We start from the raw sequence: 17,069 nt of genomic DNA, 5'->3' as shown, positions 1-17,069 counted from the left end.
CTCAGATATCCAGATCGAGCGTCACCGGGGTGTGATCGGAAGGGCGTTCCCACTTGCGCGGCACGCGGTCGATCGCGGCCGCGCGCGCGGTGCCCTTGAGCGCCTCGCCGAGCAGGATCAGATCGATGCGCAACCCCAGGTTGCGGCGGAAAGCGGCCTGCCGGTAATCCCACCAGCTGTGGTGGCCGGCGTCCTGTTCGAACAGGCGAAAGCTGTCATGCAGGCCGAGAGCGGTGATCGCGTTGAGCGCCGCGCGCTCGGGTACCGAGCACAGCACCGAATCGCGCCAGGCGACCGGGTCGTGTACGTCGCGGTCCTCCGGCGCGATGTTGAAGTCGCCCAGCACCACCAGGTTCGGATAACGCTCGTGCTCGCGCGCCAGAAATTCGCGCACCTTGGCCAGCCAGTCCAGCTTGTAGTCGTACTTCGGATCGCCCACCGCCTTGCCGTTGACCACGTACAGGTCGACCACGCGCAGGTCGCCGACGGTGGCAGCGAGGATGCGCCGCTGCGGATCGTCCAGCCCGGGAATGTCGGTGACCACATCGGTCGGCGCATGTCCGCGCGCCAGGATCGCCACGCCGTTGTAGGTCTTCTGGCCGGAGAACACCGCGCGGTAGCCGGCCGCGGCCAGCTCGTCGACCGGGAACTTCGCGTCCTCCAGTTTGGTTTCCTGCAGCGCCACGATGTCCGGTTGCGCCTCGGCCATCCACTGGGTCAGCTGCGGCAGGCGCACCTTCAGCGAGTTCACGTTCCAGGAGGCGATCTTCATCGGCGCATTGTAGGCGATGCGCCGGGCACGGCTATCCGCGCGCGGCCGCCTTGCGCTGCTGGCGTGCCATGCGCCGGCGGCGCCAGCTCAGCAGCGGCTGCGCACTGAAGCCGTGCACCACCACGCTCAGGGTGATGGTGGTGACCGCCACGCCGGCGACCAGCCGCGCCGGCTCGCCGTCCAGTCCGTGCAGCAATGCAAAGGCCAGGTAGTTCAGACCGCCGATGCCCCGGATGCCGAGCCAGCCGAGCAACAACCGCCGGCGCCAGTGCAGCTGCATGCCGATGGTGGTGATCCAGGTGGCGAGCGGGCGCACCACCAGAAAGAGCACACCCGCCAGCAGCAGCGCCTGCGGTTCCCAGTGGCGCGCCAGCGCGATGCCCAGCAGCAACACCAGCAGCGGCCCGAGCAGGTGCTCCATGACGTTGCCGAAGGTCAGCGCCTCGGCCACCAGGTGACCGACGATCTCCACCGGCTGGTCGCGGTCGACGCCGCCGTCCAGGACCGGGCGCACCACGAATTCGGCCGGCGGCGTGCGGGTGATGTCGTGCTCGCGAGGCAGGCGCGGATGCGGGTGCTCGCGCATCACGCCGACCTCGACCACGCGCATGCCCACGCCCGCGGCGAACGCCGCCAGGTAGCCAAGGGCGCCGATGCCCTCGGCGACCGCGTAGGTCACCGCGACCAGGCCGGTGATGAGCAACGCGCCCGGTCCCGGGTCGCGGCCGATCCGCATCAACTGCGTGCCGAGCCGGCCGACCAGCCAGCCGAGCCCGAAGCCGAGCGCGAGTCCGGCGCCCACGCCCCACACGAGCTTGACCAGCGCCCACTCGCCGACGGCGCCCCATGAGAGCCCGCCATGCAGCCAGCCAAGCGCCAGCAGCAGGAACGGCATCGCGCTGCCGTCGTTCATCCCCGCCTCGCCGGACAGCGCCACGCGCAGGCCGTCGTGGTCGGCCGCGTTGTCCACCGCGATGGTGCTGGCCAGCACCGGGTCGGTCGGCGCCAGCATGGCCGCCAGCAGCAGCGCCAGCGGCCAGTCCAGAGAAAGGAGCAGGTGCGCCGCCAGCGCGGTGCCCGCGATCGACAACGCCATCGCCGGGAACGCCAGCCGCCGCGCCACCTGCCACGGCCGCGCGCGCCAGGGCATGCGCAGCTTCAGGCCGCCGACGAACAGCGAGATGATCAATGCCACCTCGGTCAGCCGCTCCAGCCAGGGCGCGTCAGCCAGGAAGTTGACGTCGAGCAGGTACAGGCCCCACGGCCCGATCGCGACGCCGACCACCAGGTACAACGCGAACTGCGTCAGCGGCAACGGCCGGATCCATCCGGCCGCCAGCGACATGACCATCAGCAGGGCGCCGCAGGCCGCCATCCATCCAAGAAAACCCATGTCGGTTTCCGTCGACCGAACCGGCCCCTAGCGTCGCCGGGGTGGCATCGACAGCGGATGAACAGCGCCGGCCCCGCGCCGGCAGGAACCGCGTTCGGCTCCCGCAGGGTTTGCCTGTCAGGTCAGCCCGTGACTGCGCAGCAGCGCCTCCGGCTCAGGTTTGCGGCCGCGGAAGGCGATGAAGCTTTCCAGTGCGGGACGGCTCGCGCCGACGGCGAGGATCTCGCGGCGGAAGCGCTCGCCGGTGGCCTGGTCGATCACGCTGCCGCCGTGCTCGGTCAGTTCCTCGAAGGCACCGAAGGCATCGGCGCTGAGCAGCTCGGCCCACAGGTAGCTGTAGTAGCCGGCCGCGTAGCCGCCGGAGAAGATGTGCGTGAACGCATGCGGGAAACGCTGCCAGGCCGGCGGGTGCAGCACCGCGACCTGGTGGCGCACCTGCTCGAGCACTTCCATCGTGCGGGCGCCGCGGGCCGGGTCGTATTCCAGGTGCATGAGGAAATCGAACAGCGCGAACTCGAGCTGGCGCACCAGGAACAGGCCGGCATGGTAGTGCCGCGCGGCGAGCATGCGCTGGTAAAGCTCGTCGGGCAGCGGCTCGCCGGTCTGCCAGTGGCGCGCGAACAGGTCCAGCGCCTCGCGGTTCCAGCCGAAGTTCTCCATGAACTGGCTGGGCAGTTCCACCGCGTCCCACTCCACGCCGTCGATGCCGCCGATCGAGGGCAGCGCGATCTCGGTCAGCAGGTGGTGCAGGCCGTGGCCGAATTCGTGGAAGAGGGTGAGCACGTCGTCGTGCTTGAGCAGCGCCGGCTTGCCCTCGGTGGGCGGGGCGAAGTTGCAGGTGAGGAAGGCGATCGGCAGCTGGTGCGCGGCGGCATCGTCGAAGCGCGCGCGGCAGACGTCCATCCAGGCGCCGCCCCGCTTGCCGTTGCGCGCGTAGAGATCGACGTAGGCGCCGGCGAACACGCGCCCGTCGGCGTCGCGCACGTCGTAGTAGCGCACGTCCGGATGCCATACGTCGACGTCCTCGCGCGGGCTCAGCGTGATGCCGTAGAGCTTGCCGGTGAGGGCGAACAGGCCGTCGAGCACCGCCGGCAGCGGGAAGTAGGGCTTCAGTTGCTCCTCGTCCAGCGCGTAGCGCTGCTGGCGCAGTTTCTCCGAGACATAGGCGACGTCCCAGGGCTCGAGGTTGTCCAGGCCCAGTTCCGCCTGCGCCCAGGCGCGCAGCTCGTCCAGCTCCTGCTGCGCCACCGGTCGGGCGCGCGCGGCCAGGTCGTGCAGGAACTCCAGCACCTCGGTCGGCGAGCCGGCCATCTTGGTGGCCAGCGACTCCTCCGCGGCGTTGGCGAAGCCGAGCAGCTGCGCCGCCTCGTGGCGCAGCTTCATGATCTCTTCGATGCGCGCGCTGTTGTCGAACTTGCCCGCGTCCGGGCCCTGGTCGGACGCGCGGGTCTGGTAGGCCCAGTAGACGCGCTCGCGCAGGCCGCGATTGTCGGCATAGGTGAGCACCGCCTGCACGCTGGGCTGCTTGAGCGTGACCAGGAAGCCTTCCAGGTCCTGCTCGGCGGCGTAGCGACGCAGCACCGCGCTCGAAGACTCGGGGAGGCCTTCGAGGTCGCGTTCGTCGGTGACGTGCTCATGCCAGGCCTCGGTCGCGTCCAGCACGGCGTTGGCGAACTCGGTTGACAGGCGCGAGAGCGCCACGCCGATCTCCCGGTAGCGCGAGCGCGCCGGTTCCTCCAGCGCGACGCCGGAGAGCCTGAAGTCGCGCAGCGCGTGCTCGACCAGCGCGCGTTCCGGTCGTGGCAGGGTGGCGAAGGTCGGCGCATCGGCCAGCGCCTGCACGGCGGCATACAGCGCGCGGTTCTGGCCCAGCTCGATGGCATGCTCGGTAAGTTTTTCCTCGGCCGGTCCATACACCGCGCGCAGCGCCTCGCTGTCGGCCACCGCGTGCAGATGGCCGACCGGCGCCCAGGCATGCGCCAGGCGCTGCTCGAGCCGCTCCTGGGTGAGCATCACCGTGGCGAAGTCCTTCGGCGCGTCCGCGGCGGTCAGCGCGTCGATGCCGGCGCGGTAGTCGGCCAGGATGGCGTCGACCGCCGGTTCGATGTGTTCGGGCGTGATTTTCGAGAAGGCGGGAAGCGGCTGGTCGGCGAGCAGCGGGTTGGCTTGGTCCATGAAAAACTCCTTGGGATCGTTCCAGCGTGGCGACCGGGCTGGGCGAATTCAAGCCGCGCAGGCACCGCCGGTGTGTGCTCACTTACAATCGGGCGGATGAACAATCTGCGTATCTACAAGGGCATCGCGCCCACCCTGGGCCAGCGCGTCTATGTCGACCCGGCCGCCAGCGTGATCGGTGACGTGGTGCTGGGCGACGACGTGTCGGTCTGGCCCGGCGTGGTGCTGCGCGGCGACGTGCACTCCATCCGCGTCGGCGCGCGCACCAACATCCAGGACGGCACCATCGTGCACGTCAGCCATGAGGGACCCTACGGCCCGGGCTATCCCTGCCTGATCGGCGAGGGCGTAACGATCGGCCATGCCGCGGTGGTGCATGCCTGCACGCTGGAGGACTACTGCCTGATCGGCATGCACGCCACCGTGCTCGACGGCGCGGTGGTGAAGAAGCACGGCTTCGTCGGCGCCGGCGCGGTGATCCCGCCGGGCAAGGTGGTCGGCGAGCGCGAGCTGTGGCTGGGCAACCCGGCCCGGTGCGTGCGCGTGCTGACCGACAGCCAGGTCGAGCAGCTGCATTACTCGGCCGAACACTACATGCGCCTGAAGGACGCCTACCTCGCCGGCTGAACGGCCCGGCGCGCCAGCCGTGCCTGCAGGATCGCCGCGCGTGCCTCATGCCGGCGCACTTCCAGGTGGCGCTGCGCGGTGAGTTTGCCGGCCAGCAGCGCCAGCAGGTAGTTGTCCGCATCGAAGTCACGCAACAGGCGCAGCTCGCGCTCGGCCTCGTCCAGCTCGCCACGGTCGATCGTCTGCTCGACCACCTTCGTGGCCGTGGGGAACAGCCGTTGCAACGCCTCGCGGGTGGCCGCGTCGTCGGGCTCCAGGCCGAGCACGCTGAGGTAGAACTCGTAGGCGTTGCTGCCGGCCGGGGCCAGCAGGCGATGCTCGCGTTCGGCGGTCTGCGCCAGCGCCAGCAGGATGGCGCGTCCGCCCGCTTCGTCGTCGGCCACGGGGCGGATAGAGGGGCGCCGCAGTAGGCCCAGCGCGGCCACGACCAGGAGCAGGGCGCCGACGGCCAGCAAGTGGCGGCGGGTAGGCGCGAGGGAAACGGACATGCAGGGGTCGCCAGTGGCCCGCGCAGGGACGCGGCCGGCGCACGGTAGCGAGGGCAGGTTGCAGTGGCGTGACTCGCGCGGCCGGTCGGCGCGTCACCGGCAGCCGTGTCTGCACATGGCTGGAGTGCGCGCTGGTGCGAGTGGCATTCGCCCGCGCGAAGCAGCGGTTGGAATCGGCCGCGCGCGGGTCGCTCCTGCAAGAGGCCCTGTCCTTCTTGCGCGAGGATCTCAGGCCAGCGTTGCGCGCAGTTCGGCGTACACCGGGTCAGTGTCTGGCCTGCAGCCGTGCCACAGCGCGAAGGCGTCGGCGGCCTGCTCCACCAGCATGCCCAGGCCATCGCATGCCAACGTGACGCCGGCGGTCCTGGCCCACGCCAGGAAACTCTGCGCGCCCGCGCCGTAGGACAGGTCGTAGCCGACCGTCTGCCGGTTGGCCAGGCCCGGCGGCAGCGCCAGCGGCTGGCCAAGCACGCCGGCCGAGGTGGCGTGCACGATCACATCGAAGCTGCCCAGCTCGGCCAGGTCCTGCCAGTAGCGCGCGCGTGCGCGGGTCACGCCCAGCGCGCCAGCAAGCGCCGCAGCCGTGTCGGGCGTGCGATTGACGATGGTCAGCTCCTGCACGCCCGCATCGAGCAGCTCCCAGGCCACGCCCCGCGCCGCGCCACCGGCACCGAGCAGCAACACGCGGCGGCCCGGCAGTGCGCAGTGCTGGCGCTCGGTGAGGTCGCGCACCAGCCCGGCGCCGTCGGTGTTGTGCGCGGCCAGGCGCCCGTCCGCCAGGCGGGTCAACACGTTGGCGCTGCCGGCGCGGCTGGCGGCCGCGGTGCGCTCGTCGGCCAGCGCGAAGGCCGCGGCCTTGTGCGGCAGGGTGATGTTGGCGCCATGGCCGCGGGCCAGGAACCGGCGCACGGCATCGGTGAAAGCTTCTGGCGCCGCGTCGATCGCGGTGTACTCCAGCGCGATGCCGCATTGCTGGCCGAACAGCCGGTGGATCGCCGGCGACAGCGAGTGGCTGATCGGGTGGCCGAACACCGCGTAGCGTGCGGGAGGGTCGATGCCGTGCGGCATGGGCGGTCCAGTGGGCGGTTGGTGCGCGCATTCTAGGCACGCGCGCGGTCGGTCGCAGCTGCTGAGATGGGCGCACCGGAGCATGGCTTGCACTGTCCTTCCGGAGTCTCGCGCCATGCCCGTCACTCGTTCCCAGGCGTTTACCTTCCAGCTGGCCGCCGGTGCCGGTCTGTGGGCGTTGCTCGGCGCCTTCGTGCTCGCGCTGACGCCGGTGCCGGCGCATACCGAGGCGCTGGGCTGGGCGCCGCTGTTCTGGTTGCTGCTCGCGCCGCTGTGCGTACTCGCCGGCCTGCGGCTGCGGCGGCTGGGACTGGCCCTGCCCGTCAGCTGAACATTCAGCCAGGGGCAGGGGCGCGCCCGCTGCGGACCGGTCCGTTGTGCTACAACGCGCGATCGATTTCGCGACGCGCTGGCGTCCGGCAGGGGGCCGGCAACCCGGGCATGATGGCGGTCAGTTACAACCCGTGGCTGGTGTTGCTTTCGCTCGCGCTGGCCGCGCTGGATGCGTATGTGGCGTTCAGCGTGGTCGGCCGTATCGCCCGCTCGCGCGGGCCGGCCGCCATGCTGTGGACGGCGTTCGGCGCGCTGGCGATGGGCTCGGGCGTGTGGGCCATGCACTTCATCGGCATGCTGGCGCTGCAGGTGCCGATCCCGCTCGGTTACGGCAGCCGGCAGACCACGTTGTCGGCCGTGCCGGTGGTGCTGGCCACCGGCGCCACGCTGTGGCTGCTCGCCCGGCACCCGAACCGCACCGGCGCGGTGCTTGCCGGTTGCGTGCTGGGCCTGGGCATGACCGCGATGCACTACCTGGGCGTGGGCGCGCTCGACATGCAGCCGGCGATCGCCTGGAGCGTGCCATGGACGGTCGCTTCCGTGCTGCTTGCGCTGGTCGGCTCCATTGCCGCCATCGGCCTGCACAGCATCATCTGGCGCAGCGAACGGCGCCGACGCTGGTGGCTGCGCGTGCTGGCCGCGCTGATGCTGGGCAGCACCTCCACCGGCGTGCACTACCTGGGCATGGCGGCGATGCAGTTCGCGCCCGGCGCGGTGAGCCTGCAGGCCCGCGCTGGCCTGCACGGGCTGGGCCTGGGGCTGGCGGTCAGCCTGGTCTCGGGTCTGTTGCTGTTGCTGACGCTGGGGGTGAGCCTGGCGCACCGGCAGCTGCAGCGGCATACCGAGGCGATCTCGCGTGAACTCGGCCAGGCGCGTGATGCGCTGAGCTGGCTGGCCTATCACGACGAACTGACCGCGCTGCCCAACCGCGCCAACGTGCTCGACCTGCTCGACCGCCTGCTGCCGCTGGCCAGCGAGGAGCGCTTCGAGGTGGCGGTGATGTTCGTCGACCTGGACGGGTTCAAGTCGATCAACGACACGCTCGGCCACGAGGTGGGCGACGAGTTCCTGCGTTCGGTCGCCGACGCGCTGCGCGCCAGCGTGCGCAGCCGCGATACGGTGGCGCGCTTCGGCGGCGACGAGTTCGTGGTGGTGCTCGAGCGCTTCCGCAGCGAGCAGAACCTGAGCGCGATCTGCCAGAAGATCCTCAGCTTGGTCAGCCGCCCGGTGACCGTCGCCGGACACAGCGTGAGCGCCACGCCCAGCATCGGTGTGGCGATGTTCCCGCGCGACGGCGGCGATGCCGCCAGCCTGCTGCGCCACGCGGACCTGGCGATGTACAGCGCCAAGGAGCACGGCAAGGCCGGCTACTGCTTCTACCAGCCACGCATGAGCGAGCAGGCGCGCGACCGGCTGCTGCTCTCGGCCGAACTGCGCGAGGCGCTGCAGCGCGAGGAACTGGTGGTCCATTACCAGCCAAAGGTGGCGCTGGACACGCGACGCGTGGTTGGGCTGGAAGCACTGGTTCGCTGGCCGCATGCCGAGCGCGGACTGCTGCTGCCGCAGCATTTCGTGCCGCTGGCCGAAAGCAGCGGCCTGATCGCCCAGCTCGGCCGCGTGGTGCTGCGCCAGGTCGCCCGCCAGCTCGCCCTGTGGCGCACGCGCGGGCTGCCGCTGGTACCGGTGGCGATCAACGTCTCGCTGCAGGAGATCCAGGACGGGCAGTTCGTCACCGGCCTGCTCGGCACCCTGCGCGAGTTCGGGCTGCACCCGAGCCTGATCGAGTTCGAGATCACCGAGTCGGCGGCGATGAAGAACGCCGAGCACACGCTGCGCCAGTTGCGCCAGCTGGAGGCGCTCGGCTTCCGCATGGCGATCGACGATTTCGGCACCGGCTTTTCCAGCCTCAGCCACTTGCGCCAGTTGCCCACGCAGACGATCAAGATCGACCAGAGTTTCGTGCAAGGTGCGGAGCGCAATCCGGCCGACCGCGACATCACCGAGGCGATCATCGCGCTGGCGCGCAAGCTGCGCCTGAGCACCGTGGCCGAGGGCATCGAGACCGAGGCGCAGGCGGCGTGGCTGCGCGAGGCCGGTTGCGAGACCGGGCAGGGTTTCCTGTTCGTGCCGCCGTTGCCGCCCTCGCAGGTGCCGGCTCTGCTGCTGGCAGAGCGCACGCCGGCCTCCAGCACCCTGTAGGAGCGCCCTTGGGCGCGACCGCGGAGCCGACGCTTGCCGCACGATCGGCATGGCGGTCGCGCCCAAGGGCGCTCCTACAGGGATCCGGCCATTAGCGGACGATGCCCAGCCGCTTGTGCTCCATGCGGCGCAGGAACTCCTGCATGATGCGCCGGTAGAGGTCCACGCCGAGGTAGGCATCCTCCACGCCGGCATCGATCGACGGGTTGTCGTTGACCTCGATCACCACCGGCTTGTTGCCGACCTGCTTCAGATCCACGCCGTACAGGCCATCGCCCACCGCCTGCGTCGCCTTGAGCGCGAGCTTGACCACTTCGGCCGGCGCGTCGCGCACCGGCACGGTCTCGAAGCCGCCGGACTTGGCGGTGCCCTTGGCGCCGTGGTTGTAGATCTGCCAGTGCCCGCGCGACATGTAGTACTTGCAGGCGTACAGCGGCTCGCGGTTGAGCACGCCAATGCGCCAGTCGAATTCGGTATAGACGAACTCCTGTGCCAGCAGCAGTGCGCTGTGCGAGAACAGCTCGCCGGCGGCCTTCTCCAGCGCCTCGGCGTTCTCCACCTTCACCACGCCGCGCGAGAACGAGCCGTCGGGAATCTTCAGCACCAGCGGGAAGCCGAGCTTGGCGGCGGTTTCCTTCCACGCCTTGGCGTTGTCGCGATAGAGGATCTCGGTGCGCGGCACGGCGAGCTTGCGCGAGACCATCAGGTCGTTGAGGAAGATCTTGTTGGTGCAGCGCAGGATCGAGGTTGGGTCGTCGATCACTACCATGCCTTCCTTCTCCGCGCGGTGGGCGAAGCGGTAGGTGTGGTTGTCCGACGCGGTGGTCTCGCGGATGAACAGGCCGTCGTATTCGGCCAGGCGCGGGTAGTCGATCTTGCCGATAGGATCGACCTCGATGCCCAATTCCTTGCCGGCGGCGATGAAGCTCTTGAGCGCCTTCTTATTCGATGGCGGCATCGCCTCGTCGGGATCGACCAGCATCGCGATGTCGTAGCGGTAGAGCTTGCGCGTGCGTGGCTTGCGCCAGAGCTTGCGCGAGAAGCGGTCCAGCTCCGCGGCGAAGGCGTCTTCCTGCGCATCGTCCAGCGTGTGCAGGCCGACCGGCTTGATCGAGGCGACCTGCCACACGCGCTCGCGCTCGAACTCGATGCGCAGCAGCGGGCAGGGGAACATTTCGAACAGCTGCCGGGCCAGGTCCTGCAACGCCGGGTAGGCGGTCTCGCCGAAGTACACCAGGATGCCGAAGTCGGTGGTGTCGCGGCCGCCAGCCGGCAGGAAGTGGGTCAGCTTGCTGTTGAGGTCCTCGATGTCCAGGCCGTACAGCGAACGCCGGCGCAGGTCGTTGATGGTGCGCACCGAGGGCAGCACCTTGTGCCCGCGCGCCTCGGCCAGCAACGAGACGTAGTAGCCCGTGCCCAGGTACTTGTAGCTGCGGCACAGGTTGATCACGTGGGTGCGTTCGTCGTCGCCGCCGACCGGTTCGCGCAGGTAGTCCATTGCGCTCATGACGTCCACGGAAGGGTAGTAGGCGCTCCAGTCGGAGGCTTTCTCGACGACGATCACCAGGCGGGTCATGGCACCTCGCTACACGCAAAAGGGAATGCCGTCGCGTGGCGGGAACGAGGCGGCAGGGCGCAAGTGGCGAAGTTTGGCATAGGCGCGAGCGTCCGCAATGGCGCCACCGGCGTATCGTTCAGCGAGCTGTGCGTCGCAGCGCGGGTGGGTTCGGCGACCGCCGCAATCTGCTCCACGTCGCCCTGCGTCTGCGTAGACTGCGCCGATGACGCATGCGCCAGCCCACGCCCTGACGATTCCCCTGCGCCGTGCCGCGCCGGCGGACCTCGACGCCCTGGTCGCGCTCGAACGTTGCGCCTTCAGTGGCGATCGCATGAGCCGGGCGCAGTACCGTCGCCACCTCGCCAGCCCACGCGCCGCCGTGCTCGTCGCCGACACGCCGGATGAAGGCCTGCTGGGTAGCGCGCTAGTGTTCTTCCGTGCCGGCAGCACGCTGGCGCGGCTGTACTCGATCGCCACTGCCCCGGCCGCGCGCGGCCGCGGGCTCGGCGGGACGCTGCTGGCCGCCGCCGAAGATGCCGCACGGGCGCGCGGTTGCCGCGGCATGCGGCTGGAGGTGCGGATGGACAACACGGCCGCGATGGCGCTGTACGAGCGCGCCGGCTATCGGCGCATCGGCCGCTACGCCAGCTATTACGAGGATGGCGCCGACGCCTGGCGGTACGAGAAGGGCCTCGCCGGTTGCTGAGGCTGGTCGCGGCGATCCTGCGCCTTCGCGCATCGCGCCTGTGCCCGGAACGAACGATCCGGGCGAATGGTTTCAGACCGTTCGGGCCGAGGGCAGGCCGCAGCCGAAGCGTGGCGCTCAGAGCGGATGCGCGATCCGGTCCGCGGTTTCGTCGTCCGGCCGCGCCACCAGCGCACCGGTGCGCATCAGGCTTACCGTGTAGTGGCCGCCGTCGACCAGCGGCAGGTACGCGCCGCTGCCGTAGACGGTGTCGACCATCGGCAACCAGTCCGGATGGGCGCGGGCGAGCGTGATCAGGTCGCCGTCGCCTGCCTCGCGGAAGTCGACCACCGTGCGCATCGCGCTCATCTCGTCGGCCGGGTCGTCGTAGCGGCCGGACAGGCGGTCCAGCCGATACAGCGGCGGCAGGCCGGCGAGCACGGCGGGCAGCTTCCACTTCAACACCAGTGCCTCGATGCGCCAGGCGTCGCCGGCCAGGGCCACGTCGCGACGCTGGCCGTCGGGCCAGGTCAGCGTGAGCGCCCAGCGCTGCGGCGAGAGGATGCGCGCGTCGACGCTCACCACCGGGGCTTCCTCGCCGAGCAGGCGGTAGCCGCGCAGGCTCCACCCGGCACCGGCCAGCAGCACCGCCAGGCCCAGGCCCACCAGCAGGAACAGCGTGCGCAGGATCGCCGCGAACGGACGTCGCGCCCGCAGGCGGCGGCCGAGCGCCGCCAGTTGCACCAGCGCGAACAGCAGCGCCAGCGCGGCGAGGATCCACAGCAGGGTACTCGGCAGCTGCAACAGCGTGGCCCAATCCATCGAAGACGACCCGCGACGTTATGATGCGGGCATCATAGCCGCCGCCTTCGTCGAGGAAACCGATGCGCCGATTCATCCTCTGCACTGCCCTGCTGCTGGCCGCAGGCCTGCTCGCCGGTTGCGGCAACAAGGGCCCGCTGGTGCTGCCGCCGGCATCGTCGGGCAGCACGGTGGCACCGGCCGCGACCGCGCCGGCGCCGGCCACGAGCGCGTCGCTGCCCGACTGACGGTCATGCGCTTTTCCAAGATGCACGGCATCGGCAACGACTTCGTCGTGGTCGACGCGCGCGAGGCACCGCTTGCCCTGCCGGCCGCGCAGATCCGCGCGCTGGCCGACCGCCACACCGGGATCGGCTGCGACCAGCTGCTCAGCGTGGAAGCGCCGCGCGATCCGTCCTGCGCGTTCTACTACGGCATCTGGAACGCCGACGGCAGCCCTTCGGGCCAGTGCGGCAACGGCGTGCGCTGCGTGGCGGCCTGGCTGCATCGCGCCGGCGCGCTGGCCCTGGACACGCCCGTGCGCATCGAAAGCCCCTCCGGGCCGGTGAGCGTGCGCGTGCTCGATGCGCACCGCGTGACCGTCGACATGGGCGAGCCGGTGTTCGAGCCGGCGCGCATTCCGTTTACCGCCGATACGCAGGCCGCGTCGTACCCGCTCGACCTTGCCGAGGGAACGGTGCAGATCGGCGCGGTCTCGATGGGCAATCCGCACGCGGTGATGGCGGTGGCGGACCTGGCCGACCCCGTGCTCGAACGTTTCGGTCCACAACTCACCACGCACGCGCGGTTCCCCGAAGGCGCCAATGCCGGGTTCGTGCAGATCCTCAGCCGCGGGCATCTGCGCCTGCGCGTGCACGAGCGGGGCAGCGGCTGGACCCGGGCCTGCGGCACCGGCGCCTGCGCCGCCATGGCGGTACTGCGCCTGCGCGGCCAGGTGGACGAAAGCGTGCAGGTCGACCTGCCCGGCGGGCGCCTGCAGATCGACTGGCCGGGTCCGGGGCAAACGCTGTGGATGACCGGCCCGGCCGCGTTCGCCTTCGAGGGCAAGTGGCTGCCGGACGCTCCGTAGGGCGGGCTTCAGGCCACCGCACGGGGTGCAGGCAAGGTGGGCTGAAGCCCACCCTACGCAAATGAGCGGGAAACCCTTCCTTGGCGATTGATGCGCGGGCGCGCGCGTCGCACACTCGGACCTGGCCGATTCGCCGCCTGACGTTCCCCTAGGTCGTTCCATGCCCGACACCCTGCTCGACGAGATTCCCGGCGCCACTGCGGTGGCCGCGTACCTCAAGCGCCATCCGCACTTCCTGGCCGACTACCCGGACCTCGCCGCGCAGCTGACGCTGCCGCGCAGCGAAGGACCGGTGGCGTCGCTGGCGATGTACCAGCTGCAGCAGTTGCGCGAGAAGAACGCCGAGCTGGAACGCCGGCTGGCCGAGCTGATCGCGATCGCGGCGGAAAACGAGCGCCTGATGCAGCGGGTGCACGACCTCAACGTGACCATGCTGCGCGTAGCCACCCCTGCGCTGGCGGCACGCAGCGTGATCAGCCGGCTGGCCAGCGACTTCCGCATCGAGCAGGTGCGGCTGCTGCTGTTCGGGCAGGCCTACGGTCTGCCGCAGGCCGAGTGGCTGGTGGTCGAGCCGGGCGGTCGCGCGGCGCTGACCGAGTTCGCAGGGTTCCAGGGCAACCACGAGCCACTGGTCGGGCGGCTGTCGGCCGAACGCCTGTATCGCCTGTTCGGCGACCACGCGCCGGAGGTGCATTCGGCCGCGGTGATGCCGCTGGGCGAGCTGGGCCTGCTGGCGCTGGGCAGCGCCGATCCGAACCATTTCCAGCCGGGCATGGGCACGCTGTTCCTCAAGATGCTCGCCGCCACGGTCGGCGCCGCGCTGACCCGCTCGCAGGAACTCGCCTGAGCAGTACGCCGCGCGCGCAGGTCGAGGCCTGGCTGGGGCGGCTCGCCGGCGAGCGCCAGGCCTCGGCGCACACGGTCGCCGCCTACCGACGCGACCTGGACAAGTTGCTCGGCTGGATGGAAACGCAGGGCATCGGCGGGTTCGCCGCGCTGGACGCGCACCGCATGCGCGCGTTCGTGGCTAGCCAGCACCGCGGCGGACTGTCGCCGAAAAGCCTGCAGCGCCTGCTCTCCTCCTGCCGCAGTCTGTTCCGCCAGCTCAGCCGCGAGGGCCTGCTGGCGCATGATCCGGCCGCCGGCGTGCGCGGCCCGAAGGTCCACCGCAAGCTGCCGCAGGTGCTGGACGTGGACGAAGCCGGTGCGCTGGTGGAAAGCCCCGGGGACGGCGCGCTGGCCTTGCGCGACCGCGCCATGCTCGAGCTTTTCTATTCCTCCGGGCTGCGCCTGTCGGAACTGTGCCGCCTGCGCTGGGGCGATCTGAGTCTGGACGAGGGCGAGGTACGCGTGCTCGGCAAGGGCGCCAAGACCCGCATCGTGCCGGTCGGCAGTCACGCGGTGGCCGCACTGCGCGCGCTGGGCAAGGCCGAGGGCATGGCGCCGACCGCGCCGGTGTTCCGCGGCCGTGCGGGCGTGCCGATCAGCCCGCGCACGGTGCAGGCGCGCCTGAAGCAGCTGGCGCTGGCGCAGGGATTCGCCAAGCGCGTGCATCCGCACCTGCTGCGCCACACCTTCGCCAGCCACATGCTGGAATCCTCGGGCGACCTGCGCGCCGTGCAGGAACTGCTTGGCCACGCCGACATCGCCACGACGCAGATCTACACGCACCTGGATTTCCAGCACCTGGCCAAGGTCTACGACGCCGCACACCCGCGCGCGCGCCGCAAGGGTTGAGGCCTTCTGCGCGCTCTCGCCTACGGGGGAGGGCCGGGGTGAGGGGCCCGCGCCCGCGACGTACTGGGCACCAGCGTCTTCGCTTTGGGATGGCTCAGACGCCACGGCCCGTGTTGAAGGCCAACCGCCCGACCCCATGTATGCCCGCTCAAGCCTTTCGCGGAGCCCACATGGAATCGTTCCACGCCACCACCATCCTTTCGGTCCGCCGCGGCGGGCGCGTCGTGCTGGGCGGCGACGGGCAGGTCACCCTGGGCAACACCGTGATGAAGTCGAACGCGCGCAAGATCCGCCGCCTCGGCAAGGGCGACGTGCTGGCCGGTTTCGCCGGCGCCACCGCGGACGCGTTCACCCTGTTCGAGCTGTTCGAGCAGAAGCTCGACAAGCACGGCAACAACCTCGTCCGCGCGGCGGTCGAGATGGCCAAGGAATGGCGTACCGACCGCCGCTTCGGCAAGCTCGAGGCGATGCTCGCGGTGGCCGACAAGGACGCCTCGCTGCTGATCTCCGGCAACGGCGACGTGCTCGAGCCCGAGCACGGCCTGATCGCGATCGGTTCGGGCGGCCCCTATGCGCAGGCCGCCGCGCTGTCGCTGCTGGAAAACACCGACATGGACGCGCGCCAGATCGTCGAGAAGGCGCTGAAGATCGCCGGCGACATCTGCATCTATACCAATCACAGCACGACCATCGAGGAGCTGGAAATTGTCAATGGCGAATAGGGAATCGTAAAAGCTCCCGCCCCGGCACGCCTTGCTCCCCCACCATTCCCTATTTGCGATTCCCTATTCCCATGTCCGAACTCACCCCCCGTGAAATCGTCAACGAGCTCGACCGCTTCATCGTCGGCCAGAACGACGCCAAGCGCGCCGTCGCCATCGCCCTGCGCAACCGCTGGCGACGGATGCAGCTCGACCCCGAGATGCGCAACGAGGTCACGCCGAAGAACATCCTGATGATCGGCCCCACCGGCGTGGGCAAGACCGAGATCGCGCGCCGCCTGGCCACGCTGGCCAACGCGCCGTTCGTGAAGGTGGAGGCGACCAAGTTCACCGAGGTCGGCTACGTGGGCAAGGACGTCGAATCGATCGTGCGCGACCTGGCCGACGTCGCCTACAAGCTCACCCGCGAGCAGGCGACCAAGCGCGTGCGCTCGCAGGCCGAGGACCGCGCCGAGGACCGCATCCTCGACGCACTGCTGCCACGCCGGCAGACCGCCAGCGACTGGTCGCATGACCTGACCGTGTCCTCCACCGACAGCGACACCCGCCAGAAGCTGCGCAAGCAGTTGCGCGAGGGTGCGCTGGACGACCGCGAGATCGAGCTCGACTTCGCCATGAACGTGGGCGTCGAAATCATGTCGCCGCCGGGCATGGAGGAGATGGGCCAGCAGCTGCGCCAGATGTTCCAGAACCTTGGCGGCGCACGCACGCAGTCGCGCAAGCTGCCGATCAAGGTGGCCCGGCCGCTGCTGGTCGAGGAAGAGGCCGGCAAGCTGGTCAACGAGGAGGAGATCCGCGCGCAGGCGGTCGAGGCCGCCGAGCAGAACGGCATCGTCTTCATCGACGAGATCGACAAGGTGGCGCAGCGCTCGGAGTGGGGCGGCGCAGGCGTCTCACGCGAGGGCGTGCAGCGCGACCTGCTGCCGTTGGTGGAAGGCTCCACCGTGTCGACCAAGTACGGCCCGATCAAGACCGACCACATGCTGTTCATTGCCTCGGGCGCGTTCTCGCTGTCCAAGCCTTCGGACCTGATCCCCGAACTGCAGGGGCGCCTGCCGATCCGCGTGGAGCTGTCCGCGCTGTCGATCGACGACTTCAAACGCATCCTTCGCGAGCCGCACAACGCACTCACCAAGCAATACGTGGCCCTGCTCGCGACCGAGGGCGTGGCGATCGAGTTCACCGACGAAGGTGTGGACCGCCTGGCCGAGGTCGCCTGCCAGGTGAACGAGCGCACCGAGAACATCGGGGCGCGCCGCCTTCATACGGTGATGGAGCGCCTGCTGGAGAAAATTTCGTTCGAGGCGGCGGACAAGTCCGGCGAAAAATACCTGATTGACGCCGAACAGGTGAACAAGAGTCTGGGATCGCTCGTGAAGGACCAGGACTTGAGCCGTTACATCCTCTAAACAAGCCGCAGC

General features: G+C 70.0%; 17 protein-coding genes. 10 read left to right on the top strand and 7 right to left on the bottom strand.

Features of this window, described 5'->3' with window-relative positions; genetic code table 11:
- Window position 1: 1 nt before the first annotated feature.
- From xth to ACFWZ3_RS11195, 3 genes are all read right to left on the bottom strand, one after another.
- A complete protein-coding gene (gene xth, locus ACFWZ3_RS11205; RefSeq protein WP_439707815.1) occupies window positions 2–772 on the bottom strand; it encodes an exodeoxyribonuclease III in 771 nt (256 codons plus the stop codon).
- Window positions 773–803: 31 nt separating this feature from the next.
- Complete coding sequence (locus ACFWZ3_RS11200; protein ID WP_439707814.1) at window positions 804–2,165, bottom strand: cation:proton antiporter; 1,362 nt, start codon at window positions 2,163–2,165, stop codon at window positions 804–806.
- 117 nt (window positions 2,166–2,282) lie between these two features.
- Window positions 2,283–4,340, bottom strand: coding sequence for a M3 family metallopeptidase (locus tag ACFWZ3_RS11195; protein ID WP_439707813.1), 2,058 nt, complete (start codon window positions 4,338–4,340; stop codon window positions 2,283–2,285).
- 96 nt (window positions 4,341–4,436) lie between these two features.
- Between ACFWZ3_RS11195 and ACFWZ3_RS11190 the strand changes: the two genes are divergently transcribed.
- Window positions 4,437–4,967 (top strand): gamma carbonic anhydrase family protein, encoded by a 531-nt coding sequence (locus ACFWZ3_RS11190; protein WP_439701072.1) that lies wholly within the window; start codon window positions 4,437–4,439, stop codon window positions 4,965–4,967.
- Here the strand turns inward: ACFWZ3_RS11190 and ACFWZ3_RS11185 are convergent.
- Window positions 4,952–5,455 carry an energy transducer TonB gene (locus ACFWZ3_RS11185; protein WP_439707812.1) on the bottom strand — a complete coding sequence of 168 codons (504 nt, stop codon included), beginning with the start codon at window positions 5,453–5,455 and terminating at the stop codon, window positions 4,952–4,954. The two genes, ACFWZ3_RS11190 and ACFWZ3_RS11185, sit on opposite strands and share 16 nt — an antisense overlap.
- Before the next feature lie 228 nt (window positions 5,456–5,683).
- On the bottom strand, window positions 5,684–6,523 hold the full coding sequence (gene aroE, locus ACFWZ3_RS11180; RefSeq protein WP_439707811.1) for a shikimate dehydrogenase: 840 nt from the start codon (window positions 6,521–6,523) through the stop codon (window positions 5,684–5,686).
- A 115-nt stretch (window positions 6,524–6,638) separates the two neighbouring features.
- Here aroE and ACFWZ3_RS11175 point away from each other — a divergent pair, with 115 nt between their 5' ends.
- Together ACFWZ3_RS11175 and ACFWZ3_RS11170 are read left to right on the top strand one after the other, a co-directional pair.
- Entirely contained in the window at window positions 6,639–6,854 is a 216-nt protein-coding gene (locus tag ACFWZ3_RS11175; protein ID WP_439707810.1) for a hypothetical protein, read from the top strand.
- A gap of 110 nt (window positions 6,855–6,964) precedes the next feature.
- Window positions 6,965–9,055: a putative bifunctional diguanylate cyclase/phosphodiesterase gene (locus tag ACFWZ3_RS11170; RefSeq protein WP_439707809.1), complete on the top strand. Its 2,091-nt coding sequence runs from the start codon at window positions 6,965–6,967 to the stop codon at window positions 9,053–9,055.
- A gap of 91 nt (window positions 9,056–9,146) precedes the next feature.
- On the opposite strand, the gene ACFWZ3_RS11165 is transcribed toward ACFWZ3_RS11170, so the two are convergent.
- Window positions 9,147–10,631 (bottom strand): RimK family protein, encoded by a 1,485-nt coding sequence (locus tag ACFWZ3_RS11165; protein ID WP_439707808.1) that lies wholly within the window; start codon window positions 10,629–10,631, stop codon window positions 9,147–9,149.
- A gap of 205 nt (window positions 10,632–10,836) precedes the next feature.
- On the opposite strand from ACFWZ3_RS11165, the gene ACFWZ3_RS11160 reads away from it, so the two are divergent.
- Window positions 10,837–11,319, top strand: coding sequence for a GNAT family N-acetyltransferase (locus ACFWZ3_RS11160; protein WP_439707807.1), 483 nt, complete (start codon window positions 10,837–10,839; stop codon window positions 11,317–11,319).
- A gap of 117 nt (window positions 11,320–11,436) precedes the next feature.
- On the opposite strand, the gene ACFWZ3_RS11155 is transcribed toward ACFWZ3_RS11160, so the two are convergent.
- Window positions 11,437–12,120 carry a hypothetical protein gene (locus ACFWZ3_RS11155; RefSeq protein WP_439707806.1) on the bottom strand — a complete coding sequence of 228 codons (684 nt, stop codon included), beginning with the start codon at window positions 12,118–12,120 and terminating at the stop codon, window positions 11,437–11,439.
- 62 nt (window positions 12,121–12,182) lie between these two features.
- On the opposite strand from ACFWZ3_RS11155, the gene lptM reads away from it, so the two are divergent.
- From lptM to hslU, 6 genes are all read left to right on the top strand, one after another.
- Window positions 12,183–12,347 carry an LPS translocon maturation chaperone LptM gene (lptM, locus tag ACFWZ3_RS11150; protein ID WP_439707805.1) on the top strand — a complete coding sequence of 55 codons (165 nt, stop codon included), beginning with the start codon at window positions 12,183–12,185 and terminating at the stop codon, window positions 12,345–12,347.
- 5 nt (window positions 12,348–12,352) lie between these two features.
- Window positions 12,353–13,189: a diaminopimelate epimerase gene (gene dapF / locus ACFWZ3_RS11145; protein ID WP_439707804.1), complete on the top strand. Its 837-nt coding sequence runs from the start codon at window positions 12,353–12,355 to the stop codon at window positions 13,187–13,189.
- 160 nt (window positions 13,190–13,349) lie between these two features.
- Entirely contained in the window at window positions 13,350–14,036 is a 687-nt protein-coding gene (locus ACFWZ3_RS11140; protein ID WP_439707803.1) for a DUF484 family protein, read from the top strand.
- Window positions 14,033–14,926: a tyrosine recombinase XerC gene (gene xerC, locus ACFWZ3_RS11135; RefSeq protein WP_439707879.1), complete on the top strand. Its 894-nt coding sequence runs from the start codon at window positions 14,033–14,035 to the stop codon at window positions 14,924–14,926. Before ACFWZ3_RS11140 ends, xerC begins: the two co-directional genes overlap by 4 nt.
- 170 nt (window positions 14,927–15,096) lie before the next feature.
- On the top strand, window positions 15,097–15,648 hold the full coding sequence (gene hslV, locus ACFWZ3_RS11130; protein WP_209620653.1) for an ATP-dependent protease subunit HslV: 552 nt from the start codon (window positions 15,097–15,099) through the stop codon (window positions 15,646–15,648).
- A gap of 71 nt (window positions 15,649–15,719) precedes the next feature.
- Window positions 15,720–17,057 (top strand): ATP-dependent protease ATPase subunit HslU, encoded by a 1,338-nt coding sequence (gene hslU, locus ACFWZ3_RS11125; protein ID WP_439707802.1) that lies wholly within the window; start codon window positions 15,720–15,722, stop codon window positions 17,055–17,057.
- The last annotated feature ends 12 nt before the right edge of the window (window positions 17,058–17,069 follow it).

Source organism: Frateuria sp. GZRR35 (genome assembly GCF_051900415.1).
In the GTDB taxonomy this organism is placed as follows: Bacteria; Pseudomonadota; Gammaproteobacteria; order Xanthomonadales; family Rhodanobacteraceae; genus Frateuria_A.
This window is presented reverse-complemented; position numbering and strand designations above follow the sequence as displayed.